The 26,727-nt window shown below is 40.3% G+C and carries 27 protein-coding genes; 12 read left to right on the forward strand and 15 right to left on the reverse strand.

The window, feature by feature from the left end:
• Positions 1 to 64: 64 nt before the first annotated feature.
• Positions 65 to 1,198: a helix-turn-helix domain-containing protein gene (locus L0P89_RS00900; RefSeq protein WP_235266522.1), complete on the reverse strand. Its 1,134-nt coding sequence runs from the start codon at positions 1,196 to 1,198 to the stop codon at positions 65 to 67.
• 580 nt (positions 1,199 to 1,778) lie between these two features.
• Between L0P89_RS00900 and L0P89_RS00905 the strand changes: the two genes are divergently transcribed.
• The 10 genes from L0P89_RS00905 (at position 1,779) to L0P89_RS00950 (ending at position 9,886) form a co-directional block, all read left to right on the forward strand.
• Positions 1,779 to 2,150 (forward strand): hypothetical protein, encoded by a 372-nt coding sequence (locus L0P89_RS00905; RefSeq protein WP_235266523.1) that lies wholly within the window; start codon positions 1,779 to 1,781, stop codon positions 2,148 to 2,150.
• 255 nt (positions 2,151 to 2,405) lie between these two features.
• A complete protein-coding gene (locus L0P89_RS00910) occupies positions 2,406 to 3,038 on the forward strand; it encodes a peroxiredoxin (protein ID WP_235266524.1) in 633 nt (210 codons plus the stop codon).
• A 29-nt stretch (positions 3,039 to 3,067) separates the two neighbouring features.
• The gene (locus L0P89_RS00915) at positions 3,068 to 3,643 is read left to right on the forward strand and encodes a hypothetical protein (protein ID WP_235266525.1); all 576 of its coding nucleotides are present in this window, start codon (positions 3,068 to 3,070) and stop codon (positions 3,641 to 3,643) included.
• A 172-nt stretch (positions 3,644 to 3,815) separates the two neighbouring features.
• Positions 3,816 to 4,250, forward strand: coding sequence for a GNAT family N-acetyltransferase (locus L0P89_RS00920; RefSeq protein WP_235266526.1), 435 nt, complete (start codon positions 3,816 to 3,818; stop codon positions 4,248 to 4,250).
• A gap of 33 nt (positions 4,251 to 4,283) precedes the next feature.
• Entirely contained in the window at positions 4,284 to 5,336 is a 1,053-nt protein-coding gene (locus L0P89_RS00925) for an alpha/beta fold hydrolase (protein WP_235266527.1), read from the forward strand.
• Between the two features lie 27 nt (positions 5,337 to 5,363).
• Positions 5,364 to 5,930, forward strand: a complete 567-nt coding sequence (locus tag L0P89_RS00930) for a GNAT family N-acetyltransferase (RefSeq protein ID WP_235266528.1) — start codon at positions 5,364 to 5,366, stop codon at positions 5,928 to 5,930.
• A gap of 88 nt (positions 5,931 to 6,018) precedes the next feature.
• Positions 6,019 to 6,564: a hypothetical protein gene (locus L0P89_RS00935; RefSeq protein ID WP_235266529.1), complete on the forward strand. Its 546-nt coding sequence runs from the start codon at positions 6,019 to 6,021 to the stop codon at positions 6,562 to 6,564.
• 1 nt (position 6,565) lies between these two features.
• The gene (locus tag L0P89_RS00940; RefSeq protein WP_235266530.1) at positions 6,566 to 7,030 is read left to right on the forward strand and encodes a hypothetical protein; all 465 of its coding nucleotides are present in this window, start codon (positions 6,566 to 6,568) and stop codon (positions 7,028 to 7,030) included.
• Between the two features lie 187 nt (positions 7,031 to 7,217).
• A complete protein-coding gene (locus L0P89_RS00945) occupies positions 7,218 to 7,667 on the forward strand; it encodes a (2Fe-2S)-binding protein (RefSeq protein ID WP_235266531.1) in 450 nt (149 codons plus the stop codon).
• Positions 7,668 to 7,672: 5 nt separating this feature from the next.
• Positions 7,673 to 9,886 (forward strand): molybdopterin cofactor-binding domain-containing protein, encoded by a 2,214-nt coding sequence (locus tag L0P89_RS00950; RefSeq protein WP_235266532.1) that lies wholly within the window; start codon positions 7,673 to 7,675, stop codon positions 9,884 to 9,886.
• A gap of 133 nt (positions 9,887 to 10,019) precedes the next feature.
• On the opposite strand, the gene L0P89_RS00955 is transcribed toward L0P89_RS00950, so the two are convergent.
• Positions 10,020 to 10,361: a hypothetical protein gene (locus tag L0P89_RS00955; RefSeq protein ID WP_235266533.1), complete on the reverse strand. Its 342-nt coding sequence runs from the start codon at positions 10,359 to 10,361 to the stop codon at positions 10,020 to 10,022.
• Positions 10,362 to 10,671: 310 nt separating this feature from the next.
• Between L0P89_RS00955 and L0P89_RS00960 the strand changes: the two genes are divergently transcribed.
• On the forward strand, positions 10,672 to 11,775 hold the full coding sequence (locus L0P89_RS00960) for a sensor histidine kinase (RefSeq protein ID WP_235266534.1): 1,104 nt from the start codon (positions 10,672 to 10,674) through the stop codon (positions 11,773 to 11,775).
• Positions 11,753 to 12,469, forward strand: coding sequence for a LytTR family DNA-binding domain-containing protein (locus L0P89_RS00965; protein WP_235266535.1), 717 nt, complete (start codon positions 11,753 to 11,755; stop codon positions 12,467 to 12,469). Before L0P89_RS00960 ends, L0P89_RS00965 begins: the two co-directional genes overlap by 23 nt.
• 130 nt (positions 12,470 to 12,599) lie before the next feature.
• Here the strand turns inward: L0P89_RS00965 and L0P89_RS00970 are convergent, their stop codons facing one another.
• The 13 genes from L0P89_RS00970 to L0P89_RS01030 form a co-directional block, all read right to left on the reverse strand.
• Entirely contained in the window at positions 12,600 to 13,376 is a 777-nt protein-coding gene (locus L0P89_RS00970; RefSeq protein ID WP_235266536.1) for a LytR/AlgR family response regulator transcription factor, read from the reverse strand.
• 6 nt (positions 13,377 to 13,382) lie between these two features.
• Positions 13,383 to 14,450, reverse strand: coding sequence for a sensor histidine kinase (locus L0P89_RS00975; protein WP_235266537.1), 1,068 nt, complete (start codon positions 14,448 to 14,450; stop codon positions 13,383 to 13,385).
• A 22-nt stretch (positions 14,451 to 14,472) separates the two neighbouring features.
• Positions 14,473 to 14,982, reverse strand: a complete 510-nt coding sequence (locus tag L0P89_RS00980; RefSeq protein WP_235266538.1) for a DOMON domain-containing protein — start codon at positions 14,980 to 14,982, stop codon at positions 14,473 to 14,475.
• Between the two features lies 1 nt (position 14,983).
• Entirely contained in the window at positions 14,984 to 15,406 is a 423-nt protein-coding gene (locus L0P89_RS00985) for a nuclear transport factor 2 family protein (protein ID WP_235266539.1), read from the reverse strand.
• 641 nt (positions 15,407 to 16,047) lie between these two features.
• Positions 16,048 to 17,475, reverse strand: coding sequence for a T9SS type A sorting domain-containing protein (locus L0P89_RS00990; protein ID WP_235266540.1), 1,428 nt, complete (start codon positions 17,473 to 17,475; stop codon positions 16,048 to 16,050).
• Positions 17,476 to 17,914: 439 nt separating this feature from the next.
• Entirely contained in the window at positions 17,915 to 18,292 is a 378-nt protein-coding gene (locus L0P89_RS00995) for a DUF805 domain-containing protein (protein WP_235266541.1), read from the reverse strand.
• Between the two features lie 217 nt (positions 18,293 to 18,509).
• On the reverse strand, positions 18,510 to 19,367 hold the full coding sequence (locus tag L0P89_RS01000; protein ID WP_235266542.1) for a 5'-nucleotidase, lipoprotein e(P4) family: 858 nt from the start codon (positions 19,365 to 19,367) through the stop codon (positions 18,510 to 18,512).
• A gap of 8 nt (positions 19,368 to 19,375) precedes the next feature.
• The gene (gene fsa, locus L0P89_RS01005; protein WP_235266543.1) at positions 19,376 to 20,038 is read right to left on the reverse strand and encodes a fructose-6-phosphate aldolase; all 663 of its coding nucleotides are present in this window, start codon (positions 20,036 to 20,038) and stop codon (positions 19,376 to 19,378) included.
• Between the two features lie 11 nt (positions 20,039 to 20,049).
• The gene (locus L0P89_RS01010; RefSeq protein ID WP_235266544.1) at positions 20,050 to 21,279 is read right to left on the reverse strand and encodes a nucleoside permease; all 1,230 of its coding nucleotides are present in this window, start codon (positions 21,277 to 21,279) and stop codon (positions 20,050 to 20,052) included.
• Between the two features lie 4 nt (positions 21,280 to 21,283).
• On the reverse strand, positions 21,284 to 23,338 hold the full coding sequence (locus L0P89_RS01015) for a transketolase family protein (protein ID WP_235266545.1): 2,055 nt from the start codon (positions 23,336 to 23,338) through the stop codon (positions 21,284 to 21,286).
• Positions 23,339 to 23,343: 5 nt separating this feature from the next.
• Positions 23,344 to 24,279 carry a nucleoside hydrolase gene (locus L0P89_RS01020; RefSeq protein ID WP_235266546.1) on the reverse strand — a complete coding sequence of 312 codons (936 nt, stop codon included), beginning with the start codon at positions 24,277 to 24,279 and terminating at the stop codon, positions 23,344 to 23,346.
• Entirely contained in the window at positions 24,276 to 25,634 is a 1,359-nt protein-coding gene (locus tag L0P89_RS01025; protein ID WP_235266547.1) for an amidohydrolase family protein, read from the reverse strand. Before L0P89_RS01025 ends, L0P89_RS01020 begins: the two co-directional genes overlap by 4 nt.
• Entirely contained in the window at positions 25,627 to 26,715 is a 1,089-nt protein-coding gene (locus tag L0P89_RS01030) for an esterase-like activity of phytase family protein (RefSeq protein WP_235266548.1), read from the reverse strand. Before L0P89_RS01030 ends, L0P89_RS01025 begins: the two co-directional genes overlap by 8 nt.
• Positions 26,716 to 26,727: the final 12 nt, after the last annotated feature.

Genomic DNA, 26,727 nt, shown 5'->3' on the forward strand with positions numbered 1-26,727 from the left:
CAATGGCTTTCCGGGTTGTACATGATTACTACGGAAAGAAAGATGCAGGTTGTGTAAAAATATCTCAATGAACAGGAAAATTGCTTTTACGATATTCTCCGGGTGAGCATCCCAACTTGTTCTTAAATGCAGCATAAAGTGCAGACCTTGACTTAAATCCTGATTCCAATCCGATACCTTCAATAGACAATCTATAATCTGTGTCCTGCTCAAGGAGTTCCTTTGCTTTTTTGACCCTGAAATCATTCACCCACTCATTGAAGTTTTTCCCTAGGTCTTGGTTAATGCAAGTAGAAATTTTACGTGGGGAGATGTTTACTTCCCTAGCAAAAGTACCAATGGTCAGATCGTGATCTAAATAATACTCATTTTCGGTCATCAACTTTTCAATCCTGCCACTGTTTTCCTTAGTGCCCCTATCCTCAGAAATATTGGGTTTAGCACTTTCCTTTTCCAATATACTTTCAGGAAGTCTTTCAAATAAGTTTGGATGTAGGTAGGCCCTATAACTCAGATAGTAAAGAAATAAGGCAATAAGACCAAATATCGGGATGTCGAAATCATCTGAAAAGTCAGTTACGATGACAACTCTTAGCAATGCTACCCCCCAAAGAACGACGACGGGAAGAAGTAAATAGATTAAATATTGTAACCAATTGATTTGTAGTAAATTATAATCTGAAAATTCATTTTGAACCAAGATTTTATAACGTCTGGTTTCCTGCCAAGCTATGAAGAATGCGTATACCGTGATAAGAAATGCATACGATTTAACACCAAAATGAAACCAGTACACCACCGAGAAGTCAAAGGTTGACGAAATTGACGATGATTCAAAGAAAAATAAATAGAGATTCAGCAATGTAATAAGACTAATGCATAGTGCTACGAAATAATTTACCTTTAAAAACAATCGGTACTTATGGGAACTTCCCAGTTTCTCCAGTACGAAATGCAAAAAAAGAATGGGGATAAAGAGTATCACATCAGGTAATGCAAAATACTCGGCCAAAGTGTATGTGCCGATAGTTCGAAAAGGATGAATTGCCGTAATTGCCTCAATAACGATAGCTATTAGAAAGAGGCCGAGAAGCGTATTGGCAAAACTTCCATGCTTCTTTGAAAAAATATAGATGAGGGCCAAAAAAAGACCCTGTAACAATGCAGCCCAAACGATGAAGTATAAAATCGAGTTCATTATACTTGAAATCTAACATCAAAGATAACCTGATATACTACACCTAGATATCTTTAGACCATTAGGTTGGTTTTCTACTCTTTACATCATCACTAAAAAAACCACGATGATCGTAAATGTTAAAAGCTTATTTTTCAGACCCAAAGCCTGAGTTACCCAAACTGGTTTAAGACTTTGCCTTGATCTTGTCATGAAAATCTTTCATTAAGAACATACACTTTTTCACAACATAGATTCCACATTTGCCAACTTATATCTTTTTTTCGAACAAGGTTCGGCCTAGGTTTGTTTTGAACATAAGAAATCAAAAACGAACGTCATGAAAGCTTCTAAAACCAGTTGTTGTAAAGTCTCTCATTGCTGAAATTTTGGATACCATAATCTGTCCGGTCCAAAAAAGTCCATACCTACCCAAACCAATGAACCAAAAGCTATGAGGCAGATGGTTTGAATTTGTCCTAGATACGGTATTCTGAACAACCTATGTTTTTATAAATGCATTTTACGCCAAAACTTTGTAGAAAAATTGAGCCCACCAAAGCGGGCACTAAAAAAATTAAAAATAAAAATTGAAATGGGAATGAGAAGTAAAATCTTGATTTTGGCATTGGTCCTACTATTTTCGGCATGCTCTGACGACGACGATTCTGAAAATATACTCATGGTAAAAGCAACAGTAAGGTTGCTCGCACCGCCCAATGGTTGTGATGATTATATCATTGAAACAGAAAATGACAATTTATTGTTTCCCCAAAACCTTGACAAAGAATACTTGGTCGACGGGTTGAAGGTAAACATCATCTATGACCTCGTAGAGGGTGTGACCCATCAGTGTGGCCGTATCGGCGCATTGCCAAGTATTGAGTTGTTGGAGATAGAAAAATCAAATTTGTCAAACGCCATTGCGCGACCAAACATACACTTAAAAACAAAATACATGTTTTTAAGATGACACGTAATGAATGTGAAACAATCATATCGGTAGAAGATGGACTCAAACCAAAATTTGCTTCGTTAGTATCAAATAATTTGATCTTGGGCATTTTTTAAGGTTGCCGAAATCAATGGATGTGTAGCTTTCGACGCTTAAAATGAATTGGGCTTTTGAAAAAATTAGTCTTTTCATTTTTGAACCATATCCGTAACAATCGCCGGTGCATAAAACAACACATCAATCAAGCGAACATCAATTACATAAATATTTAAAATGAACACAATTAGACTAGGGGATGTAGCCCCAAACTTTACTGCAAAAAGTACAGAGGGAAGATTAGATTTTCATGAATGGCTTGGGGACAGCTGGGGAATGTTGGTGTCACACCCAGCAGATTTTACCCCCGTGTGCACCACTGAATTGGGCGCTATGGCCAACTGTAAGGAGGAATTTGAAGAACGGAATATTAAAGTGGCCGCAATCAGTGTAGACCCTTTGGAAGCACACTTTGAGTGGATCAAGGATATCGAGGAGACGCAAAATGCGCATGTCGCGTTTCCTTTAATCGCCGATGACAAACGCGAAATAGCCACATTGTATGGTATGATCCACCCCAACGATGATGCGACCATGACCGTTCGTTCGGTCTTCATCATAGCACCTGATAAAAAAGTGAAGCTCATCTTGACCTATCCGGCTTCAACAGGGAGAAACTTTGAAGAACTGCTTAGGGTCATCGATTCATTGCAGCTTACACAATATGAATCATTGGCCACCCCAGCAAATTGGCAAAACGGGGAAGATTGCGTGATTCTTCCTTCCGTTAGCAATGACGAGGCAGAAAGACTGTTTCCAAAAGGCTTTGAAGAAGTGAAAGCGTATTTGAGATTGACACCTCAGCCTTAGATAAAAACAATTGCTAAACAGTAAAAAAAATGATGAAGAGAAATATTGTAATCGTACTAATGGTCACAGGCCTTTTTTGGTCTTGCCAAAATGATGACGACCAATCGCCACAGCCTCCTGAATTTGGTATAGCGGGCGAGACCCTAAATACCATGAGTACGTATGAGCAAACCGTATTCAACGGTGGAAGCAATGGGGATATCAACGTGTATAACCCAATGGATAAAACGCTTTTATTGCAATCTTTTAAGAATGGCAAAGACGATAGCGAAGGTTTCTGGACCATCAGGATCAATGGGGTGGATATCGAAAACCAAAAATTGCCTTATGCACTTACCGGAGTGGAAGGGACTATCACTTGGGTTGATGAATCGGTCAAGAACTTACAAGCACAATGCGCTGCACCAGATGTTCTTTGTTTCTATTCCGGGGTCGGGGTAGATGAAGTAAAAATCACCATCGACAGTGTTGATGACAGTGTCATTACCGGAAAATTTGAAGGGAAACTCTATCACATTACCGTGAACCCCTCGGTTATACGTGATACTGACGATATGGTAGAGATTGTAAAAGGAGCCTTTACTATCAAATTTCAGACCAAGTGACCAAACTCAAAATTAACAAGAGTATAACCAACCATTCAAAACAAACTGTGTCTTAATAGCCAATCAGTGTTAGGTTGAGTAATGGCCAGGGTGTAGATATTTAAAATCTCCCCTGGTCATTTAAAAAGGAAAAACCTATTATCAAAATGATGCTCAAAAAAGTAATGCGAGAATGAAAAATAGACAACATAAAAATATTCGAATTGAAGAACGTGCACCTACCGTTGAAGAATATCAACTTCTAAGAAATCAGACCAACTGGGGCATGGTTCGAGACCCGGCCGTAAAAATTGCGCTTAAAAACCATTTGTACAGCGTAGTGGTTTTTGATGGCCCCAATATGATAGGTATGGGTCGTGTTGTGGGTGATGGGGCCATCTATTTCTATATCCAAGATGTAATTGTTCACGAAGATTATCGCAGCAAAGGTGTGGGCGGACTTATTATGGACCATATCGAGCACTATTTTGAAACGATGGCTCCACAGCACGCTTTTATTGGACTGATGGCGGCTGAGGGTACAACAGAATTTTATAAAAGATTTGGGTTTATCGAACGGAAAAACAATAGCCCGGGAATGTTTAAAATTTTAATGACCGAGAATTAAATGAAACGTGGAATCTATTCAAACCCAATCAAGGTGAAAAAACACCTTTTATCGGTATTCATCATACTGGTCTTGGGGTCATGTTCTTCAACAAAAAAGATCAAGACCGACAACGGCATATCAGAAATCAATTACTTAGATATCAATGGAACCAAGCAATATGTTCTTATAAGAGGCGAGAACAAAGACAATCCGATATTGCTTTTTCTTCATGGTGGGCCAGGTGCTTCGGCCACTGCGCTGTTGCGCAAGTACAATAGTGAATTGGAGAAATATTTCACGGTAGTATATTGGGACCAACGAAATGCCGGAAAATCATATCAAAAAGACTTTCCCAAAACGCAGATAAAAGTAGATCTCTACAATAAAGATGTTGATTTCTTGGTGTCTTATTTAAGAAAAAGGTTCAACAAAGAGAAGTTGTTCTTAGTAGGGCATTCATGGGGAGCTCGCCTGGGCATCTATGCAATTCATAGAAATCCCGACCATTTTATGGCCTATGTGGGCATAGGTCAAGAATTGGAAGCCTATCGGGGAGAATTTCTTTCATATGAGTATACCCTGAACAAGGCAAAGGAAAAGAATCATAAAAAAGCATTGCGAGACCTCAATGAAAGTGGCGCGCCACAATCAGGAGATTTTGCAACGATGTACAAAAATGGTTTTTGGGGGCTTGTCAAACAAAAGCATTGGCTCTTAAAACTAGGAGGAGAACGATATGGAAGAACAAATTATTCTGATTGGATCTGTAACATATGGCTGTCTAGGGAATATTCGTTATCTGATTTGTTGAAGTATGGTAAAAGTTCTGGGTTTTCTGCCGGGAACATCATTTATGACCCAGATTTCAATAATTATAACATTCCTGAGAAATATAAAGAATTTGAGGTTCCCGTATTTTTTATTTCAGGGGCCTATGACTACAACACGCCATGGACATTGGTCGAAGAATATCATGCCGAAATCAAGGCCCCGAAGAAAGAGTTCATCAAATTCAAAAAATCTGGCCATAGCCCCTGCTTTGAAGAACCTGAACGCTTTAACAAGGAAATTGTCCGGATTTTGTCCGTTGTAAAAAATGATTAATGGATATCTGCCAAAAACCGATTTTAAATGAAAGAGTTTGATCTTGAAACAAAACGGCTCCGACTGATGCCCTATATTCTCGAAGACGCAAAAGAGTTCCAACTTTTGAACAATGATGCCTTTATTAGAAAATATCTGTGGGACAATAAGATAATCGATGCCATGACGGCAGATCAAATCATGGAACAAAACATAAGACATTTTGAAGAAAACCGATTCGGCCTTTGGAAAATATGCTTAAAAGAAAGGGAGACCACCATAGGCTATGTAGGTTTATGGTACTTTTTCAACGAGTTACAGCCCCAATTGATCTATGCCTTACTGAAACACCATACCGAGAAAGGATATGCCACAGAAGCCAGTTCGGCCATTGTTGACTATGCATTTGATGAGTTGAGACTTGATTATATCATTGCAGCTACCGATGAACCCCATTTGGCCTCACAAAAAGTGGCGCAACGATTGGGTATGTCAATTGTGGAAAAGAGGGTGAAAGATGATGGTACGATCATATTTTACAGAATTCAGAAGCAAGAATATGAAATCAATGAAATTATTCAAAAAATGATGTTACAAGAAAAGGAAGTTGAATAAAGAACTTTGCTCAACTTGAAGTCCATCAACGATAGGTGTGAATGGTTCCATATCCATATTTAAATCAAACAAAATGAAAAGCAAGCCGATGAGAACATTGCGTGCCGTTATGTATAGTATGGTTTTTACAATGACAATTGCATCATGCAATCAAGAAGGCTCAAAAACACAACCTACAGAACCAATAAATTCAGGATGGAAAGCGATTTACAAACATGACGAAAACGGAAAGCGTATCGAAGGCAATATTGATTCCCTCGTCATGGGAATCAGAAACGGATATGACGTTAGAATTGGCTGGGGCTGGCAAAGAGAGTTGGGCGATTCGATCTTAAGGCTTGAGCACGTAGCAAAACCTTTGTACATAAGCATCATTCAAGATAAAAATGTATCTGCCATAATTGATCCCCATCCACTGCTACAAAGTTACATTGATATCGACGGGCAGACATTTGGTGAGGGGGGCCATATCTGGCAGTGCATCATGACCACCAAGGGAACATTCAATGCTCAGGTCTATGATCGATCCGATGGGCAGTTGATCAAGAATTGGCCACAAAACCATAAAATGACCTGGTTTTTGGAATATCCGGAGAATACACAAAAAATGATGAACAAACCCTTATACAAATGATATGAAACCGTATTTTATTATTTCCTTTTTATTGATTTCTACCACAGTATTTTCTCAAGATAATTGGGCGCTGGTTTATGAAAATGATGCTGAAGGTACTGCAGTAGGCGGAAGCTTAGCTGAACTCATATTGGCAATACAGAACGGGGAGACCGTTAGATTATATTACAATTCAATGACACCCGATCATTCAGATACTTATGTAGAGCATACGGTGTTGGCCAAGTTTATCACGATCATGAATTCTCAACATGGTAGGTTCGTCACCGCCCAAATTGACCCGATAGTTGGCCAAATTCCAGATTTTGAAGGGAAACAGGTATTGTTGAAAGAGAATTTGGAATGGTCACTCATCGCCTCTACCAATGGAAAAAATGATACCATGACAAGAAATGTAATAACCGGCGAAATTGTAAGTCATCAAATTCGAAGATGGGGCACCAAATGGTTTGTCGAAAAAAAGTAGACCATTGTCCCAATACGCCTGCATTGGTTCCCTAACATTTGGCAGGGTACCATCATTTTTATTCAGGCGATCATTTGTCCATAAAACCTTCAATTTCATACTATGAAATCTGACGTCCGGCATTTTATTGGAGGTTCGATATAGGGTTTGAATATCTTTTTCCAAAAACATAAAAAATCAACGAACTATGCTGATAAACATCAACGACAAAGAGTATGAACTAGAACTAAGTCTTGACATGCCCATTTTATGGGTACTCAGGGATGTGCTTGAATTGACCGGCACCAAATATGGCTGTGGCAAGGGTTTATGTGGCGCATGCACCATTTTAATGGACGACAAGCCTATCAGGTCGTGTAGTGTTCCAGTACATATTGCGGAAGGAAAAAAGATCCAAACCATCGAAGGGATAGAAGAAACCCCCTATCGTCTACTTCAGGAAGCATGGATAAAAGAACAGGTACCACAATGTGGATATTGCCAAAGTGGGCAGCTCATGAGTGCCGTAGGGCTGTTGAAAACCAATCCCAACCCAACCGAAAGCGAAATCTTAGATGCCATGCAAGGGAATATTTGTCGCTGTGGCACCTACCCCCGCATACTCAAAGCGTTGAATACAGTACTAGAGAATAGCTGAACATCATGGGAAAGAACAAAATATCACGTAGAAACTTCATTCGAAACACCTCATTTGCCGGTAGCGGGCTTGTAATAGGACTCAATTTTTTGGAAAGCTGTGTAGGTGAGGTAACCGTGAATACCGAATTCAAAAAACCGCTGGTAACTTCTGAAAATGTATTTCATCAAGATGGGGCCAACAGCATAACAGATTTTTTACAGATTCGGTCAGACGGAAAAATTTTTGTCTCTCTGACAAAGTACGAAATGGGACAAGGTGTCAGTACAGGCCTTTCTGCCATTATCGCGGAAGAATTGGAAGCAGACTGGTCAAAAATCAACATAAGGTATGCAGGGCCCATCAAAGATGTGGCCAACATAACGGGAGGCAGCACCAGTATTCTTAGCCATTGGGATCTGTTGAGAAAAGCAGGAGCGTTTGCCAAGAATCTACTGATCGGGGCTGCAGCAAAAGAATGGTCTGTCTATGTTGATGAATGCATTGCAAAAAAGAGTGTCGTACAACTCTTGGGCACCGACAAAAAATTAGACTATGGGCAGCTGGCCGAGAAGGTGGTTGTTCCAGAAAACTATCGAGAACTATTCGATGAGACACCCTTAAAATATCGATCAAAGTTCACATTGGTCGGCAATAGTCTGGAAAGTAAGATCATACCTGACATCGTCACGGGAAAACATCCTTATAGTATAGACCTCAAGCTGCCAGGAATGAAATATGCGGCCGTTGCCAGATGTCCGGTCTTTATGGGTTCCCTTGAGAATTATGATGATTCTGTAGCCATTGATATTCCTGGAGTGGAAAAGGTAGTTCCAGTAAAGGGGGTAGTTCTTGATGACGCCACACATGTTAGGGATGGCATCGCCGTCATTGCGAACACGACCTGGGCGGCATTCAAGGGAAAGGAAGCCGTGATAGCTGAATGGAATCTGGGTGAGAAAGCCAAAATTGATTCAGACGATTTTGTAAAAAACTGTTATGGACTTCTAGAAAGTGAGCAAGGAAGGGAGATTTTGGTAGATGGGCCAATAGAAAAAGTAGAGGGCCACGACAAAACAATTTCACATACCTATGAATTTCCATATCAGCACCATGCCTGCATGGAGCCACTAAATGCAACGGCGCAGTACCGCACTGATTCATGTGAAATCTGGGTCGGGACACAGTCTGCGGATAAAATCATGGGAAATGTTGAAAAGCATTTCGGAATACCAAAAGAAAAGATAAAGGTCAACTGCCACCCAAGTGGTGGTGGGTTCGGTTTAAGATATTCCTCGGCCTATGCCCTAGAGGCGTTGATAGTCTCTGAAGCTGCCGGAGGAGATTTGGTCAAGATGTGCTACTCCCGTGAAGATGATATCAAGTTCGATTACCTGAACCCTTTTGAACTCAATAAGCACACGGTTCAAATCAAAAAGGGTAGAATAATGGGTTGGAACCTTAAAAATGTGATGGACAATTGGGGCGGTCTCAGTGCTTGGCTGTATTATGATATCCCCAACCGTTCAGCCAATGAAATCAAGGTCAAGGGCTTCACCCAAATGGGCGCATGGCGCTCCGTAATGGCAAATGCCGAAGGATTTTCCACAGAATGTTTTATCGATGAAGTGGCTTTTGAACTTAAACGGGATCCTTTGGAGTTTAGATTGAGCATGTTGCCGGCCAACAAGATGTTGCCGGTCAACCATCGGTTTGAGTGCGATCTTGGAAGATTGAGGGGCGCTTTGATCTTGGCTGCCAAAAAAGCCGGTTGGGGAGAGAAACTACCCTCCGGTTCAGGAAAAGGCATTGCCGCATATCCCTATATGCACGGCAATGGATATGGGGCGGCTGTAACAGACGTATCCATAAAAGAAGGGGTGATATCGGTAGATAAAGTGACCATTGCGGTTGATTGTGGCCTTGTGGTAAACCCAAACTTGGTAAAGCAACAAATGGAAGGCGGTATTATTTGGGCGCTTTCAGCCATTTTTTATGGAGGAACTGAATATAAAGATGGGGTTGTGCAGCGCAATAATTTTCATGACAATAAGGTGTTGACGATAAATGAAATTCCAGAAATCGAGGTACATATTTGCAAGAATGATGAATCAAAACCATGGGGAGTGGGCGAAATTGCCGGACCTGTAACATATGCATCGGTTTGCAATGCCATTTTTGATGCTACAGGAGATAGAATCAGAAAGCTTCCCATTGGTAAAGTATTATTGAATAAGTGATGTGGAGATCAAAAAGCATAAAGGCTATATAAAATTCAATTGGCAACCTTCTATAAATCATCATTCATTAACGGTTTTTTTCAAGGTGATAAATGGCACCCAAATTTGGGTGCCATATCAAATCTCATTGAATTCATGTGGTGCCCAATTTAATTTTATCATGATAGAGCACTTCCTTCCCATCCAACACAACAAGTCGGTAATAAGCGTTCTCTGAGCCATTGAAATCCAATATTTTTCCAACGGTCAACCCATCGCCCAATTTCACTTTTCTCACAAGATTACTTTGGCGGTCATATATTTTGACCACTAAATCAGAACGCTGTTCATTGAAAAGCCAAATTTTGACCTTGTTGTCTTCTACCCGAATTCTTGGGTCTTCTTTTTTCTTTTCTTGGGCATGGATAGGATTGAACAAGCTTTGGGCAAAAAATACCATCCCTGCAATGATGAATAATCTAAATGTTGTTTTCATAATACTTTTATTTTATTGATGAATAATGCTTAAAATTATTTTTAAAATACTGTCTATCAGAAAAATAGTGTCTTATCGCCTTGTTTGAAGTATGGAGAATGAAAATTGGGGTACCAACAAAAAAAGTAGTGTCTTCTGATAGCTTGAATAGGGGTTTTAAGCCCATTTTACTTGCGTTTACCGAGCTACAGCCATTTTTCGTATCTTAAAATGAAGGTTTTGTAATGCAATTAATGGGTTTCATACTTGCTATCTTCACTTGTATCCTTTTAATAAACCCATGTGAGCGTATGGCAACTATATTTGAAAAATGTTAATTTTTTCCAAAAAATATAACAACTGGTCCCTAGAGCGAATTATCAGGCATATCGCATATTGGACGTTTTGGTGGCTGTTCTACACAGTTGTCAATGCAGGAATATTCGATGAAGGCAGTTATAGCCCATGGTTTCTGTTTGAGCTTCATATTTTACCGTTGAAACTTTCCATAACCTATTTCACTATTTACTATTTGTTTCCGAAATATGCCAAGGATAATAAATACCCGATATTTTTCCTTTGGATATTAGGCCTTGTCATACTTGGCGGTTTCGTCTTCCGCCTTATTGAAGTCTACTTTGTCAGTGAATATGTAATCTCTTCAGAAGTATATTTAAAAAAGATTGACAAATCAAAATTTTTGTCCTTAAACATTGTTTACAAAGCCCTTGACCTACTATTTGTAGTTTCGCTGGTTCTGATAATAAAATTTATTCAGCGACAAATCGAACAGGAAAGAAAGACAAAGTCGCTGATCACCCAAAAACTCGAAACAGAGTTAAACTACCTTAAACATCAATTACAGCCCCATTTTTTGTTCAATACCCTGAACAACCTGTATGGTCTGATTATCACCAAAGACGAAAATGCCGGTGAACTGGTGCTGAAATTATCGGAAATACTCAGCTATATGCTCTATGATTCCAACGATAAGGAAATACCTTTAGAAAAAGAGCTCGCCTGTTTATCGAATTACATTGAATTGGAAAAGTTGAGATATGGCAATGAACTGACCATAACCTACAAGGTTGATGGTTCGCCCAAAAACCATAAAATTGCACCGTTGATATTGATCTCATTTGTTGAAAACGCATTCAAACATGGGCCCTCTGATGAGTTGATGACCAGTTGGATAAACATTTCGGCAGACATTAAAGAAAACTCTTTTCGCTTTGTGGTTGAAAACAGTATTGATGAAGAACATATTAAGAAAAACAAACAAGAATCAAGGGTCGTTAGCGGCATCGGACTTTCCAATGTTGAAAAACGACTAAAGTTGATTTATGGTGAAGCCTTTACCTTGAAGATCTCACAAGAAGATTTCTATAAAGTGGAATTAACGATCAATAAACATGAACTGTCTCATAGTCGATGACGAACCTATTGCCATTAAAGTAATAGAATCACATTTAAGGGAATTCAAGGATTTAAAGCTGGTTGCCAAGTGCCGGAGTGCCATGCAAGCCTTTGAAATTCTTGAAAAAGAGCAAGTCGATATTATTTTTTTGGATATAGAAATGCCCAAATTGGATGGTTTTTCTTTTTTGAAATCCTTAAAAAACCCACCAATGGTAGTGGTTACTACGGCACATCGTGATTTCGCACTGGAGGGATTTGAACTTGATGTGGTCGACTACCTGCTAAAACCCATTTCTTTAGAACGCATGATGCAAGCCATTATGAAGGCCAAGCGATCGCTAAATGAAAAAGAATCTCCATCTGATGTGTCGCAATTTGTTCAACCTGAGTTTAGTTCTTACATTTTCGTTAGAAGTGAAAGGGAAAACGTAAAGGTAGAGCTGCAATCGATACTCTATGTTGAAAGCTTAAAGAACCATGTCAAAATAGTTACGCTCAACGATACCTATATCACCTTGGTCAGCATTGGTAAAATGGAAGATAAATTGCCAAGGGATATTTTTATACGCGCCCATAGGTCTTATTTGGTCAACCTTCATCGTATCGAAAACTACTCCAATACCTATATAGTCATAAAAAGAAAATCAATTCCCTTGGGCAACATGTACAAAGAGAAAGTATTGGAGTTTCTTGAGAGAAAACAAATATGAGCCTTAAATACCGACAATTTCGAAAAGGAAAATAACACTCTATTTTTAGTTCTTTAGATTAAAAAACAAACGATGAAATTGAATTTTAGGCCGCCAGTCATTGCACCGATCTCTTTTGAACCCTAGATCATTAAAAATTCATCTTTTCCTTGAAGTCTTGCTTACGATTATTGGCAATCTTCACTTTCTTTTTGTTGTTGAGAATTACAAGACTTATATGTTTATCTACATTTTCTATGGCCATGACCGACTCTAGGTTCACGATTGAAGACCGGTGGGTTCTGAAAAAGAACCTGGGATCCAAAGTTCTCTCCAGTTTATCCATGGATTCCCTTACGGTAAATTTCTTTTTTTCAGTGTGTACTTCAACATATTGGTCGGCGGCTTCAATATAAATAATGTCATCAACAGGTATAAAAGTCGTGTGCCCAATGGATTTAACGGCTATTCGTTTAATGAATTCAGTATTCAAATTGGTCACGTTGCTTTTGGATAAGGTGAACAACAAATCTTTGAAATTCTCATTGATGCTTGCCAAGCGATCCTTTTCAATCAAAGTAGTGGCCTTGTTCAAGGCCCGTTGAATACGCTCGAAAGTATATGGTTTCAAAATGTAATCAACGGCGTTTTGCTCAAAGGCTTCTACGGCGTATTGGTTGTATGCGGTTACGAAAATAATATAGGGAAACGGTGGCCTGCAATTTGCCAATACATCGATACCGTTCATCTCAGGCATTTCAACATCTAGAAAAACAATATCAGGAGATTTTGAATTTATTGTTTCCAGCGCTTCTTTTCCATTTTGATTCGCTCCCAACAGCTCCAATTCTTCAAACTTGCCCAAATGAAACAAAAGTCTTTTTTGGGCCTCCAATTCATCGTCTACCACCAATGTCTTAAACTTCATATCTTCTTATTGCAACGGTATTCGTATTTCGACCATCACGCCATCATTGACCGAGAACAATTCGAGATGACCTCTTTTTCCATATAATTTTTTGAGCCTTGTAACGGTATTATCAACACCAATTCCTTTATTTCTATTCATCTCATTCGCGAGACCGGGTCCTTCATTATAAACAAAAAGTTTTAGAAAACCTTGTTTCAGCTCACTACCGATTTCTATCCGGTTAGCAATATTGCTTTTAGAAATGCCGTGCTTTATCGCATTTTCAACAATTGGCTGTAAAATGAAACTGGGTACCATTACACTTTCATGCTCCTTTTCTGACCGTATGATTACTTGTAGATCGTCGTTTCTGAACTGTTCAATTTCAAGATATTTTCTGATATGGTCCAATTCTTTGCGAAGTGGTATCAGTTTATGTTTTGATTCTTCCAAGCAAATTCTTAAAAACTCCCCCAAACGAATGAGCATTCCCGAAGCCACATCGTTTTTTCCTTGCTCTATGGTACTGACCACATTGTTGATGGTATTGAACAAAAAATGTGGCGATAGTTGGGCCTTTAGGGTATTGAGTTCACTTATAAGAAGTTGCCTTTCAAGTTCTATTGATTCTTCTTGTCGCTGTTTTAGTTCTTTTTGATATTGAATGGCATGCGCCAAGCCTATAATGGCCATGTAAATGAAAAAATGCCAATGAAATAGGTTAAGAAAAAATACTTTAAAATATGTGGTGAAAGTCTGCCTGCTGAATGAACCAATGCCCAAAAAATTCCATATGATCGAATACAGGGCCAAATAGGCAATGACAATGACCACTGCAAAAACCAAATGGATGAGAAGTCCTCGATAATAAGTTTGCCTATCTATTCTAAACCGTTTCCCCAACCAAAAGATCAAGGGACTTAGTGCACCCCAAATATTCCAGACCAGAAATTGAATGAAGAATAGCTTTCCCCAAGAATCAGTGCCATTGGCATCAAGGGTTTTCAAGTACAACTGGGTACTCGTAAACAGGGCCGCTACCACCCAAATCAGATATATGGCAACTCTGGTTCTATTGAGCTTAAGAATCATATCAGAAAGTTACAAATGATTTTCAATCATCATTTATTATAAACGGAATATGCTTTCGTACTCTAGAATGATGGGCAAAATCATCATCGACCGAATACGCAAGAATAAGCCAAACTTCTTTTCCCAAGAGATGAACAAAATCGTTGGGGTCGCCAGAATTCATGGGTATGGTAAACGTAACATGGGTAAATGAGTTCTTTTCGGTTCCTTCCAATAAGGTTATGGTATTTTTGCCACCGTTAGCTGAATCCTTTATTGGGTTGCCTGCTCCCTTAACAAATAAATCAGTGCTTGAGACCTTTCCATTGACCACGTTAAAAAGTAAAAGGTCACTACCAACAATTGAGTTCTTTGTATTGAAGCCGACCCCTACCCAACCATTGGTGGGTGCCTGTAAACTGCATTTCAACGTATTATCGACAACTTCGTAACCGAAGGTCATTCCCGCAGCTTTTGTCGTTTGCTGGCCGTACGAACCAGCAAACGAACAAAGGTTTAAAACCAATACTAAAAGTCCATTGAGCAACTTCATTCTACACCCCATTTATTTCAGCGGTCACACCCACGATTTCCCACTTTCCGTCCGCCAATTTTGTCATTGACAATTGATAAAGAAAATCGTATTCTTCACTTACGGCATTCAATACCACCACAGCCAAGTTTTTACCCAAAAACTCTGCATGTCGATAGGTGATTTTTCTAGGCTTGCCCCCCAATTGTTTGTCATTGACCATTTTGATGTACTCTTTGGCAGAGAAGGTATTCAGTTTCCCTCCGACCAAAACATATTGGAGTGATTTGGGTTCCAAAACCTCTTTCAACAGTTCTCCATCCTGTACATCGGCTCCTCTAACGAATTGAGCTGCTACTTGTTTGATTTTCACTTTTGACTCTTGTGCACTGCTAAATGCAAATGTCAACAGTAAAACACTGAAAACTAATTTTTTAATTACCATGATCTTTGCTTTTTAAATTCAAGGCAAACCTAAACATGGCCGCTAACCAAGTAAAGACGCAAGTTGGGAATGTAGGAATCTATGTTGCGAAAGACACCTTTTTTCAAAAGTACTGCTTCAAACAGTCAGATTTTATTGATTAAACCCGTGTTAAGCTGGCCTAAAGATCCCCGGAAAAATAGTGCTTTGAAAAAATGAAAAAGCATGTTTTGATCGGCCCTAACACTAGAGAGCCCCAATCTTTGAACCATACTCTTGCCCCATTTCGTACAGAATAAAAAGGGATGGGCCTCAGGTTATGAGTACGCTTAAGTAAATAAAATATTAATTCAATGTAAATTAAATGTAAAATTATTGTAAATTTACAGTATGGTTCTAAAAATTCATATCATCTTGCCCTATACCAAAATGGAACATTGGTTGACCACTTTGTTCATTTGGATAAAAAGGTATGCAAGAAAATATAGACAAGTCTTTAAGGTAGTTTTGAATACATAAACAACTTGTAAACTACTTCAGTTTTTAGCCATTTTTTAAACACATATAGTTTTAAACCTAACAGTTACTGCACTGGTATACTGATGACAATCCCGAAATAGGAAGAACACCCATCGTTGATTCGCTGGCTACCAAAACCACGTCTACTTAATTATAAGTTTCGATTTCATCACTGTCTCTTCAGTAAGTAGGGTAACAATATATATACCACTAGTATAGCTGCCGATATCTAAAAGGTGTTGGTTCTTACCCTGACGTATGGGAATTTTTGTTTCAAGCACTTTATTTCCCATGAGATCATACATATTCAATATTCCATGTTGTTCCCTACTTCTTTGTACAAAAAATGACACATTTACATTCGTTCTGGCCGGATTGGGGTATAGCTTAAGCGTGGTGCCATCATTGTCTTCATTGCCAAAATCCATAGCCATGGTCTCTGTCTCGTCAATTGCAGTTTTTTGGGCAGTAGCTGTTGTTTCCTTTTCATAGCCTTCATATTCAACAATCTTTTCATACACCGCAACGGCATCAATGGCGACATCTCCCCTATAGCCCGAGCCCGTGATGCCCCTGATGGTTAGCTGCACTTTTCCACCTACAAAATCCTTTAACGGAATGCGTGCACGCTGCCATTCTTGTTTTGAGTTTTCCCTCTCGCCCGTGGCGATGGGTATATGAACATGGTCATTGTCACCATAGACAACAATGAGCCATAGCCTGCCACCATCTTGGCCATGAATCATATGGTCAAGTGCCAGCACCGGGTTTTCCGCATTGGTAAAATCAAGCTCCCGTACTATCGATCCAGCTTTGTTGTGGTTGCCATGACTTGCCTCTAGATAAAGGTATTTGTTCCCTTTTGACGCCCCATTGGGCCCGGTCCCCCGGCTCGGCGTTGGCCCTGATTGCCGGGTCCAGTCAATATTGTCATAATCGACATTCTCCCATTGGCCAAAGCCCTTTTCAAAACTCTCATTTTCATGGAACGCATAGTACGTCTTTTCAACAATCTTTTCATACACCGTAACGGCATCAATGGCAACATCTCCCCTATAGCCCGAGCCCGTGATGCCCCTGATGGTTAGCTGCACTTTTCCACCTACAAAATCCTTTAACGGAATGCGTGCACGCTGCCATTCTTGTTTTGAGTTTCCTCCCTCGCCCGTGGCGATGGGTATATGCCTATGGTCATTGTCACCATAGACAACAATGAGCCATAGCCTGCCACTATCTTGGCCATGGATCATATGGTCAAGTGCCAGTACCGGGTTTTCCGCATTGGTAAAATCAAGCTCCCGTACTATCGATCCAGCTTTGTTGTGGTTGCCATGACTTGCCTCTAGATAAAGGTATTTGTTCCCTTTTGACGCCCCATTGGGCCCGGTTCCACGGCTTGGTGTTGGCCCTGATTGCGAGATCCAGTCAATATTGTCATAATCGACATTCTTCCATTGGCCCAAGCCATTTTCAAAACCTTCATTTTCATAAAATTTGTAAGATTGGCCTTTTCCTGTATTCAAGAAAAATAATGATGCCACTACACTTATATAAAGTAATTGTTTTTTCATTTTTGTTATAATTATTAGATTAGATTAAGGTTTATGAATGTAAGCACACAAAGTGTATCCGAGAGGGAATTTCCCATTCCACGAGACAATAGCCTCATTTGCTATTGGAGTGGGTCAATATTATTTTTTGGTATCTATTTTAACAATTGCGAATGAGCATTTTGGAACACTTCGGAATCTGCTTGGTCAAGGCGCTTACAAGACAAAACCTAAGCATTTATTGATTTGGCACCAATAATCATGAGATACCATGGAGTTTTTGGGATATTTTTTTAAGTTATTCGCTTCAATGCCTTTTTATGCTTTTCAGATATCGCTTGAAATATGCGCAATAGCAGATTTAGGTTGCTCAGTAAGATTAACCTAAAAATATTGAAATAAAAACCTTGGGTTCATCTTTAAAACTGTATTACGCATACTTCGTGCATGACTTACTTTCTTAAAATCTAATTGCGATTTTTTTTGGGTTTTGGCCATATTTATTTTCTCTTTGATCACCTTCTGTTACCAGCAAAACAATCAACCAAATTGCTCCTATTAAAGGAATCATTCCAATTAATATGAACCATCCGCTTTTTCCAACATCGTGAAGTCGTCTTACACAAACCGCCAATCCAGGAATTAACACGGCCAATGCATAAAGACCATAAAGAGGTCCATATCCCACTTCTTCAATTGCAATACCTAAAACATTGTCAAGAATCATTGCGACAATCGCAAAAAGCATATTGAATAAGAAATACATCCAATACTCTTTTCTTCTTGCCCTACCGTTAAAATCTGCGTATTGTTTTAAAACTTTTAAGTACCAATTCATAATTTTTCCTTTTTTATTTTTCTACTTATTAGGTTTTTCTATCTCGCCGCGTTTTTAACGTGGTCGCCAGCCTCCACACAATTATTTGTTTACTTCTTAAACTATCGTTAGATTAAATAAATCCAAAATCGTTGGTTTCATTTAGCGGGATTGTTCCTTAATTGGTCCATGACCATGGAATATTTGGCTCCATTAGTACATGATATTTCGCATTTCCTCAATACGTCTTAAGGCTTGAATCGCGGATAGAGTCTTTTTGGTGGGCACTCCAGTTGTAATGCCCTTGCAGCAATCCATCTTTCTCCCAATTTCCATAAATCGGATTTGGAAAAACGATATACCTTTTGCCAAATGACCTTTTTAAACTATCCACTAATCGGTTTCGTTCATGATTTTGGGAGGTATCAAAATCATTGGAGAAATCTGATAAGTTGTCTCCAAGCAGCATAAGCACTTCATGTGTTTTCATGATTTTGAGCCTTCGTGGCTCTTTATCACTCACCTTGTTTTTTAGCAGCACATGCCCAACATCAACAAAGGGCAATCCCCTGTCTTTAAGGTTCTTTATCGTTGGTTTCAAATCTTTGATGCTTCTATTGGACAGATAAAAAACTTCGACTCCCCTTTTGGCCACATAGTCAAAGAAATGTAAAGCGCCGGGAACAAGCTGCGCCTTTTCTTGCCGAACCCAGTTCGACCATTCTGAACTGCTGTATTCTTCATTGTTCTTGATCAGATTTCCGAAGAACGGCGTATTGTCTAAAACCGTTTCATCCAAATCGGCAATTATGGCCAAGGGCCTGCCATCTGTTTCCGTGTGGCTTTTGAGCAATGCATCAAAACTTAATCTTGCCCATCGATATGTTTGATGCGCAATCGCCCTGTATTCTCCTGACATTTGCTGCCAAAGTACCCCTTGAACGATATGGCCTTGAACTGCAGCACCCGGCCCGTTGGAATACGCTCTGTTATCAACCGAATCTCGCGAAGAAGAACAGGCAATCGACAAGAACAACAAAAAAAGTGCTAATAATTTAACGCCCTTCATGGCCATTACTAATTTTAAATACTTCATCTACAGCATCATGATGGGTCAATGACCCGTTTGTAATCTTCTAAAAATTTTGCCAGTCCGATATCGGTCAAGGTATGGCTGATCAACCCTTTCAGTGCCGATAGAGGGGCGGTGACAACATCGGCCCCAATCTTTGCACAGTTTACAATATGCATGGTGTGCCTTATAGATGCGGCCAAAATTTTAGTGTTGTAACCGTAGTTGTCATAAATCATCCTCATTTCAGCAATCAGTTGAGAACTATCAGTTGACATATCATCCAATCTGCCCAAGAAAGGCGACACATAGGTAGCCCCGGCCTTTGCCGCCAATAAGGCTTGACCTGCCGAAAAAACAAGTGTACAATTTGTCTTTATACCTTTTTCACCAAAATATCTAATGGTTTTGATTCCCTCAAAGGTCATGGGCACCTTGACCACGATCTGTTCATGTAGCCGGGCCAACCTTCCACCTTCTTCTTTCATACCTTCAAAGTCTGTTGAAATGACTTCGGCAGAAACATCTCCCTCAACAATGTCACAGATATCTGCGTAGTGGCCCATGATGTTCTTATCGCCTTTTATACCTTCTTTGGCCATCAGTGAAGGATTGGTCGTCACACCATCTAAAATCCCTAACTCTTGTGCCTCCCTAATCTGTGCCAAATTGGCCGTGTCAATAAAAAATTTCATGATCTTCTTTTTTACTTAGTACTGTCTTTATGTCTGTATTTGAACAACCATGCGAACATGATACTTATAACTAGCGCATACGAAGCGAATACAAACCAAATCGCTTTCCAATGCCTTATTCCGGTGTCACTGGTAAACAAATCAATGACAAGACCACTTCCATATCCTCCAAAAATCCACCCAAATCCACTGGTCATTACCATAAACAGCCCTTGTGCACTTGATCTAATTTTAGAAGAGGCCACTTTATTCATATATAGTGAGCCCGAAACAAAAAAGAAGTCAAAGGCCATTCCGTAAACAATCATTGAAAGCACCAAAAAGAAAAGTCCTATTCCCTCGGGGCTACCTATACCAAAAAGACCAAAACGTAACGCCCACGCCAACATACTCATCAATACCACTTTCTTTATACCGAATCGCTTTAGAAAAAAGGGAATGGTCAGAATGAAAAACACCTCAGCGATTTGGGAAAGCGTCATCAGAAAAACGGAGTGCTTAACCGCAAAACTATCGGGATATTTCGGTTTAAAATCATCTAAAAAGGGAACACCCCATATGTTGGTAATTTGAAGCGCGGTACCCAGAAGAACGGAAAAGATGAGAAAAACGGTCGTGTTTTTTTGTTTGAAAAGTACTAGGGCATCCAAACCAAAACGTTCTCGCCAAGACTTCTCAGAACCCTTGACAGGCTTTACCTTTGGTAGGGTAAGTGCGTATAGCGCCAATACCAATGCGGCGATAGTGGTAATATAGAATTGCCCTGCGCTGGCCTTTAATTCAAGAAAGTCAACACACCAAGCAGCCAATATGAAACCTATGGTTCCCCATACCCTTATCGGGGGAAAATGTTTGATGGTGTCTAACCCATTTTTTTCAAGAACGTGAAATGAAATGGAATTGTTCAGGGCCAATGTCGGCATATAGGCAAGTGAAATCAAAAACATGATGAAATAGAACGTATTGAAATCAGAAATCTCAGTCAACACCATGAACAACACCGCCATTATGATAAGACTTATCGCCAATAGTCTTTCTGCCCTGATCCATTTATCGGCCACGACCCCGACTATGGCAGGCATGAACAACGATACAATGCCCATCGTGGCAAAAATGGAACCGATTTGAACACCACTAAAGCCCAATGTTGATGACATGTAGGTGCCAGCGGAAATCAACCATGAACCCCAAATAAAAAATTCGAGGAAGTTTAGCACTGTTAATCGAAATTTGATGCCCATGGCTTTAAATTTTGTTGGAAAGGTATTGGTTATAATACGTTTTGATTCGTTGTGCCACTTGATCGGCCGTAAACCCAAATGCTTCATCAAGTACTTCTGCAGGCGCCGAATGACCAAAATGCTCTAGGCCAAATACACTTCCATTTGGCCCAACAATCGATTCAAGGTTTAATGTCAGACCTGCCGTTAGACCGAAAATTGGGGCCTGTGAAGGAAGAATTCTAGCCCGATACTCTTCAGATTGTTCCCTAAAAAGGCCTTCTGAAATAATGGAGACAATGTTTGCCCTTATATTTTCAGATGCCTCCAATATGGAAGAGGCCTGGAGCAGGGTACTTACTTCAGAACCATTAGCGACCAAAATAATGTCTGGCTTTTCCGTTTCCTTGACCAAATACGCTCCCTTTCTGGCCATGGCAGCATTCTTGTGCCCATGCATTACGTCTTTTATCGACTGTCTTGAAAGAATCAATCCGGTTGGCGTTGATTTGTTTTCCAACGCCATCTGCCAAGCGATAGTAGTTTCAGAAGAATCTGCTGGCCTTAACACCAACATGCTTGCCTTACCTGAATGGTTTTTAAGTTTTTCCATCAGGCGAATTTGGGTCTCTTGCTCAATCGGTTGATGTGTAGGACCATCTTCCCCGACACGAAAACTGTCATGTGTCCATATATAAATTATCGGCAATTCTTGAATTGCGGATAACCTTATGGCCGGTTTCATATAATCTGAAAAGACGAAGAACGTTGCCACAACAGGTAGTATGCCCCCATGAATAGCCATTCCGTTCGCAAGAGCTGCCATGGTCAGCTCAGAAACTCCGGCTTGCAAAAAAGCACCGGAAAAATCACCCTTTCGTAAAACCGAGGAATTTTTTAAAAATCCATCTGTCTTGTCACTGTTGGATAAATCGGCAGAGGCCACTATCATATTCTCAACCTTGGTCGCCAAATACCCCAGAACGTTCCCAGAAGCCTCTCTGGTAGACAGATTAAGTTTGTGCTCAATGGTACCGAAGTCTAATGTTGGCAATTCATTCTTCAAAAAACCGTCCATCTTTCTGGCAAGTGTTTTATAGGCCCTGCGCCAACTTGCAATTTTCTTGTTTTTCTTGTAAGAATTGGCAATCTTATTTGCTAGAATTTTGTTGTAATACCTTAAAACGTCTCGATTTATTTCAAAGGGACTATCTGGATTTACCCCTAAGCTCAAAAGTGTATTTTTCAGGTCAGCTTTCGTATTGCCAATAGGCTTGCCATGTAGTTCACACATGCCCTCGTATGGAGCCCCATTTGCATCAACACAACCTTTTCCAATCCTCGTCTTGCCAATGATAAGAACTGGCTTCTCCATTTCTTTGTTCGCATAGGTCAAAACCTTACGTATACCCTCATGATCATGACCATCGATTTGGTATACCTGCCATCCCCAAGCCTCATACTTTTTTGCGGTGTCTTCTGAGCTTACCTCATCGGTACCACTTGACAACTGTATATCATTTGAGTCATAAAACATTATAAAATTGTTCAGCCCCAAATGCCCTGCTATACGACCGGCTCCCTGTGAAATCTCTTCCTGAATGCCACCGTCAGAAATAAATGCATAGATTTTATGGTCGAAAATGCCGGTAAACCGACTATTCAAAAATTTAGCTGCGATGGCTGCCCCGACTCCCATAACATGTCCCTGTCCCAAAGGTCCAGAAGTATTCTCAATACCCCTTTTTACATCTATCTCTGGATGGCCAGGGGTAAGACTCCCCAATTGTCTAAACTTTTTTAGGTCATCTACCGAGTAGTTTCCAAGAAGGTAGCCTTGGGCATACATCAAGGCCGAAAGATGTCCTGCATCCATAAAAAACCTATCACGAAAAGGCCATTCCATATCCATTGGATCATACTGTATGAATTCAGAATACAGGATGTGCATGAAATCCGCAGCACCCATCGGACCCCCGGGATGTCCTGAATTTGCCTTTTCAATCATGGCTATGACCAAGGCCCTAATCGTATCGGCCGCCATTTTGTCAATAGATGTCACTGTATTGTTTGACTGCATCACTACTATATTTTATTTAAAAAGTCGTGCAACATATTCATAAACCGATCGCTATCCGCTTCCAATACTATTTCGGCATTTGATGGGCAACCGGTCGTGCCCACATAATCAATAACTGTTTGACCACGCGACCAGTCATCATTTTGAAGCACTGTCACATACGCCTTCTTCGTTTTCGTGGCGATTGCAGGATCGATGGCAATGGCCATGGTCATAGGATCGGGAAGATCAAATCCTTCAAGATGCGATAACGTTTGTGCATATTCGACCAAAGTTTTTTGTATGTCTACTGAAAAATGGGCCAATGATGTGCCAATGGCCCTTATTCGTTCCACTGCTGTCTTATCAAAAACAGCATATTTTCTTGAGATATCCCATCCTACCATCTTAATGGGCATTCCCGATTCAAAAACTATTTTAGCGGCCTCTGGATCTGCCCAAAAATTATATTCGGAAACGGGAGTAACGTTGCCCCTACCTTTGCCCACACCGCCCATTACAACACATTCTTTCACTTTTTGGGCAATTGACGGATCGAGCAGTAGTGCTGTGGCAATGTTGGTCAAAGGTGCCATACAAACCAACGTTACTTCACCTATATGTTCATTGATCATGTTCAAAAGCACGTCGACAGCGTGTTCCTCTTCTGGTTCAAAACCCGATAGTGGCAGCCCAATATCGCCCATGCCATCTTTACCATGAACATGATCGGCAGTTTTCAACGGGCGTACCAAAGGTTTTGCGATGCCTGGGTACACAGATAGATCTGAATTGCACAATGAAAGTGTATACAGGGCATTTTGCACCCCTTGGTCTAGAGATACATTTCCTGCCACCACCGTAACGGCCATGATTTCAATATCTGGACTATTTACCGCCATTATTAATGCCACAGCATCATCTGACGCGGTATCGGTATCGATGATAAACTTTCTTTTCATATTGCCGCACTATTGTTCTTTGCCTTAATGGCAAGATTTTTTGCCAATGCTTGAATCTTTGGCATCCATTTTTCCAATCCCTTTTTGGCTTCTTCCATATTGGCCGTAAGTAGCACCCTGTTTTCCATAATGACCTGTCCGTCCACCATGGTCGTTCTTACATTATGCGGGTTGGCCTGAAACACCAAAGCGGCATAGGGGTCATGGCAGGGAAGCATGTTCAAAGATTGGGTCTCCACTATTACTATGTCGGCCTGCTTTCCTTTTTCCAAAGAGCCTATTTGGTCTTGAAGCCCCAAGACCTTTGCTCCTCCCATTGTTGCCAAGTGCACCACTTGGTCTGGGGTCATCAGTGTCCTGTCCATTTTTCTCATTCGTTGCACCGTACAAGCGTAGGTCATTACTTTGAACAGGTCTATGACATTCGAGCCCATTGGGCCATCGGTACCCAGACCTACCGGTATCCCTTTTTCGATGGCTTCCATTATTGGGGCCGTACCGGTTGCCCCCTTCGAATTGGCCATTGGATTATGGGCTATTCCACATCCTTTTTCTTTTATGACCTTCAAGTCTTCATCATCGACATGATTGCAATGGGCCAATATCATGTTATCCGCTAAAAATCCTATGTCTTCAAGATATCGGACAACTGAAAGTGATTTGGCATTATCAACAATTTTGCTTTTTTCGGTCTCGAACTCATCAATGTGAATGTGAATCGGAATATCAAGCTCATCAGACATCGCCCTCACTTCCCTTAATCTATCGGCCGAAAGTGTATAGGCAGCATGGGGCGCTAGGGCAAGGGCCACACGGGAATACTTGTCAAACTGCCCCCTTATATTTCTGGCATAGGCCAGACCTCCATAAGGTTCTTTGGCATCCACCACAGGAAACCCAATAACCGTCTGACCCAACAATGCACGAAGGCCAACTTTGGCCGTTGCCCTGGCCATCTCATCTACATGATAGTACATATCGGCATAAGTGGTTATACCCGATAGTGCCATATCCATTGTCCCAATCAATGTGGCATCGTAAATGAGCTCTCGACACAATAGTTCCTTTTCCAATGGCATAAAATAGCCCATCAATCTATCTTGAATACCTTCTTCACCCAATCCCCGAAAAGCAATCATGGGTAGATGACAGTGTGTATTGACCATTCCGGGCATTACTATGCCTCTTTGTGCATCGATTTTCTTGTCAGTGTCATAATCTGAAAGTAGCGAACCATCTCCAACGGCCAATATCTCTCCCTTATCTATAACGACCACACCCTTATCAAATACTTCCATCTGTGAATTGATGGTCAGTACGGTTCCGTTATGGATGATACAATCTACTTTAGTCACTGCCTTCTTCTTTTATTTTGAACAGGTAAAATCTTGTGGGAACGGTTTCCTTAAAATTGTTGTCTGATGCGAACAATAAGGTTTGACTGTTATCCACATGAGGACCCAATGACATGCCTTCTATATTGCTTAGGCCATTTTGCATCTTCGAAAAATCAAATAGCTTCTTCTTTTGTACCCTGAAATACGTTTCACCATCATCACCTTTTTTGACCTTCTTGCCCTTTTTTACCAAGAAAAGCCGGCAGATAAATTTGAAATGTCCATCGGGTTGATAAGCTCCGGAGCGTTCTAATGCCAATAGATGTTCTTCATCCAGCACCAAAAGTTCAGATAGCCCATTATCGGCGACCCACCCACCCTCTCGAGCGTATGGCATTTTAACCTTTTGAGGGACTTTTTCCAATTTGTACAGCCATGTTTCCTTTTCTTTTCCAGAAACCAGGTCTGCTTTGATAATGCGGAGCAGGCCCCCATGCCTTGACGAGGATTCAGGCCCATCGAAAACCAAAGGTGCCTCGGTCGCAAAAAAAATGGTCTTTTGATCCTCTGATAAGACTATGCTCTCAATCGACTTATTAGAACGAAAGTTCTTCACATACTTTGTGTCGAGCGGAAAATCATTTTTCCAATATCCATTTTCATCGAAAAAAGAAATTCCAGCTTTTCCTCTTTTGCCCCCTTCATTGCTTACCACATATTGTTTGCCTTGCTTCAAATATCTAACACTCTCAAAGTCTGCCTTCTCTTTCTCATATGGGTTTTCTGAACTATCGTTGAGGACAACCACTTTTAACCCATGCACAGAGATGGAATTGTCATTACCCATTGTAAACTTTGACGTATAGATTCGGGCCGGACCAAATTCTGAGCGATCGTCACTAACCAGATATAGCAAGTCCGCGTCAAAATCATAGTCGATTCCCGAAATCCCACCAAAAGCCACATTGCTTTTGTCATGTACCTGCCTTATTTCATAGTCATCGACAAATTCCAATAAAAAACTCTTTCTTGCGCTACAATTACTAAAAAGCACCAAGCATAGATAGGTGACAATCAATGACTTTACAGAACCGTTCATACTTTTTCTACT

Source organism: Muricauda sp. SCSIO 65647 (genome assembly GCF_021534965.1).
Classification (GTDB): Bacteria; Bacteroidota; Bacteroidia; order Flavobacteriales; family Flavobacteriaceae; genus Flagellimonas_A.

Excerpts from the sequence above, each read along its gene's own strand:
- L0P89_RS00900 (WP_235266522.1), bottom strand. The coding sequence starts at position 1,198 with ATGAACTCGATTTTATACTTCATCGTTTGGGCTGCATTGTTACAGGGT.
- L0P89_RS00905 (WP_235266523.1), top strand. The coding sequence starts at position 1,779 with ATGAGAAGTAAAATCTTGATTTTGGCATTGGTCCTACTATTTTCGGCA.
- L0P89_RS00910 (WP_235266524.1), top strand. The coding sequence starts at position 2,406 with ATGAACACAATTAGACTAGGGGATGTAGCCCCAAACTTTACTGCAAAA.
- L0P89_RS00915 (WP_235266525.1), top strand. The coding sequence starts at position 3,068 with ATGATGAAGAGAAATATTGTAATCGTACTAATGGTCACAGGCCTTTTT.
- L0P89_RS00920 (WP_235266526.1), top strand. The coding sequence starts at position 3,816 with ATGAAAAATAGACAACATAAAAATATTCGAATTGAAGAACGTGCACCT.
- L0P89_RS00930 (WP_235266528.1), top strand. The coding sequence starts at position 5,364 with ATGAAAGAGTTTGATCTTGAAACAAAACGGCTCCGACTGATGCCCTAT.
- L0P89_RS00935 (WP_235266529.1), top strand. The coding sequence starts at position 6,019 with ATGAGAACATTGCGTGCCGTTATGTATAGTATGGTTTTTACAATGACA.
- L0P89_RS00940 (WP_235266530.1), top strand. The coding sequence starts at position 6,566 with ATGAAACCGTATTTTATTATTTCCTTTTTATTGATTTCTACCACAGTA.
- L0P89_RS00945 (WP_235266531.1), top strand. The coding sequence starts at position 7,218 with ATGCTGATAAACATCAACGACAAAGAGTATGAACTAGAACTAAGTCTT.
- L0P89_RS00950 (WP_235266532.1), top strand. The coding sequence starts at position 7,673 with ATGGGAAAGAACAAAATATCACGTAGAAACTTCATTCGAAACACCTCA.
- L0P89_RS00955 (WP_235266533.1), bottom strand. The coding sequence starts at position 10,361 with ATGAAAACAACATTTAGATTATTCATCATTGCAGGGATGGTATTTTTT.
- L0P89_RS00960 (WP_235266534.1), top strand. The coding sequence starts at position 10,672 with ATGTTAATTTTTTCCAAAAAATATAACAACTGGTCCCTAGAGCGAATT.
- L0P89_RS00965 (WP_235266535.1), top strand. The coding sequence starts at position 11,753 with ATGAACTGTCTCATAGTCGATGACGAACCTATTGCCATTAAAGTAATA.
- L0P89_RS00970 (WP_235266536.1), bottom strand. The coding sequence starts at position 13,376 with ATGAAGTTTAAGACATTGGTGGTAGACGATGAATTGGAGGCCCAAAAA.
- L0P89_RS00975 (WP_235266537.1), bottom strand. The coding sequence starts at position 14,450 with ATGATTCTTAAGCTCAATAGAACCAGAGTTGCCATATATCTGATTTGG.
- L0P89_RS00980 (WP_235266538.1), bottom strand. The coding sequence starts at position 14,982 with ATGAAGTTGCTCAATGGACTTTTAGTATTGGTTTTAAACCTTTGTTCG.
- L0P89_RS00985 (WP_235266539.1), bottom strand. The coding sequence starts at position 15,406 with ATGGTAATTAAAAAATTAGTTTTCAGTGTTTTACTGTTGACATTTGCA.
- L0P89_RS00990 (WP_235266540.1), bottom strand. The coding sequence starts at position 17,475 with ATGAAAAAACAATTACTTTATATAAGTGTAGTGGCATCATTATTTTTC.
- L0P89_RS00995 (WP_235266541.1), bottom strand. The coding sequence starts at position 18,292 with ATGAATTGGTACTTAAAAGTTTTAAAACAATACGCAGATTTTAACGGT.
- L0P89_RS01000 (WP_235266542.1), bottom strand. The coding sequence starts at position 19,367 with ATGAAGTATTTAAAATTAGTAATGGCCATGAAGGGCGTTAAATTATTA.
- fsa (WP_235266543.1), bottom strand. The coding sequence starts at position 20,038 with ATGAAATTTTTTATTGACACGGCCAATTTGGCACAGATTAGGGAGGCA.
- L0P89_RS01010 (WP_235266544.1), bottom strand. The coding sequence starts at position 21,279 with ATGGGCATCAAATTTCGATTAACAGTGCTAAACTTCCTCGAATTTTTT.
- L0P89_RS01015 (WP_235266545.1), bottom strand. The coding sequence starts at position 23,338 with ATGCAGTCAAACAATACAGTGACATCTATTGACAAAATGGCGGCCGAT.
- L0P89_RS01020 (WP_235266546.1), bottom strand. The coding sequence starts at position 24,279 with ATGAAAAGAAAGTTTATCATCGATACCGATACCGCGTCAGATGATGCT.
- L0P89_RS01030 (WP_235266548.1), bottom strand. The coding sequence starts at position 26,715 with ATGAACGGTTCTGTAAAGTCATTGATTGTCACCTATCTATGCTTGGTG.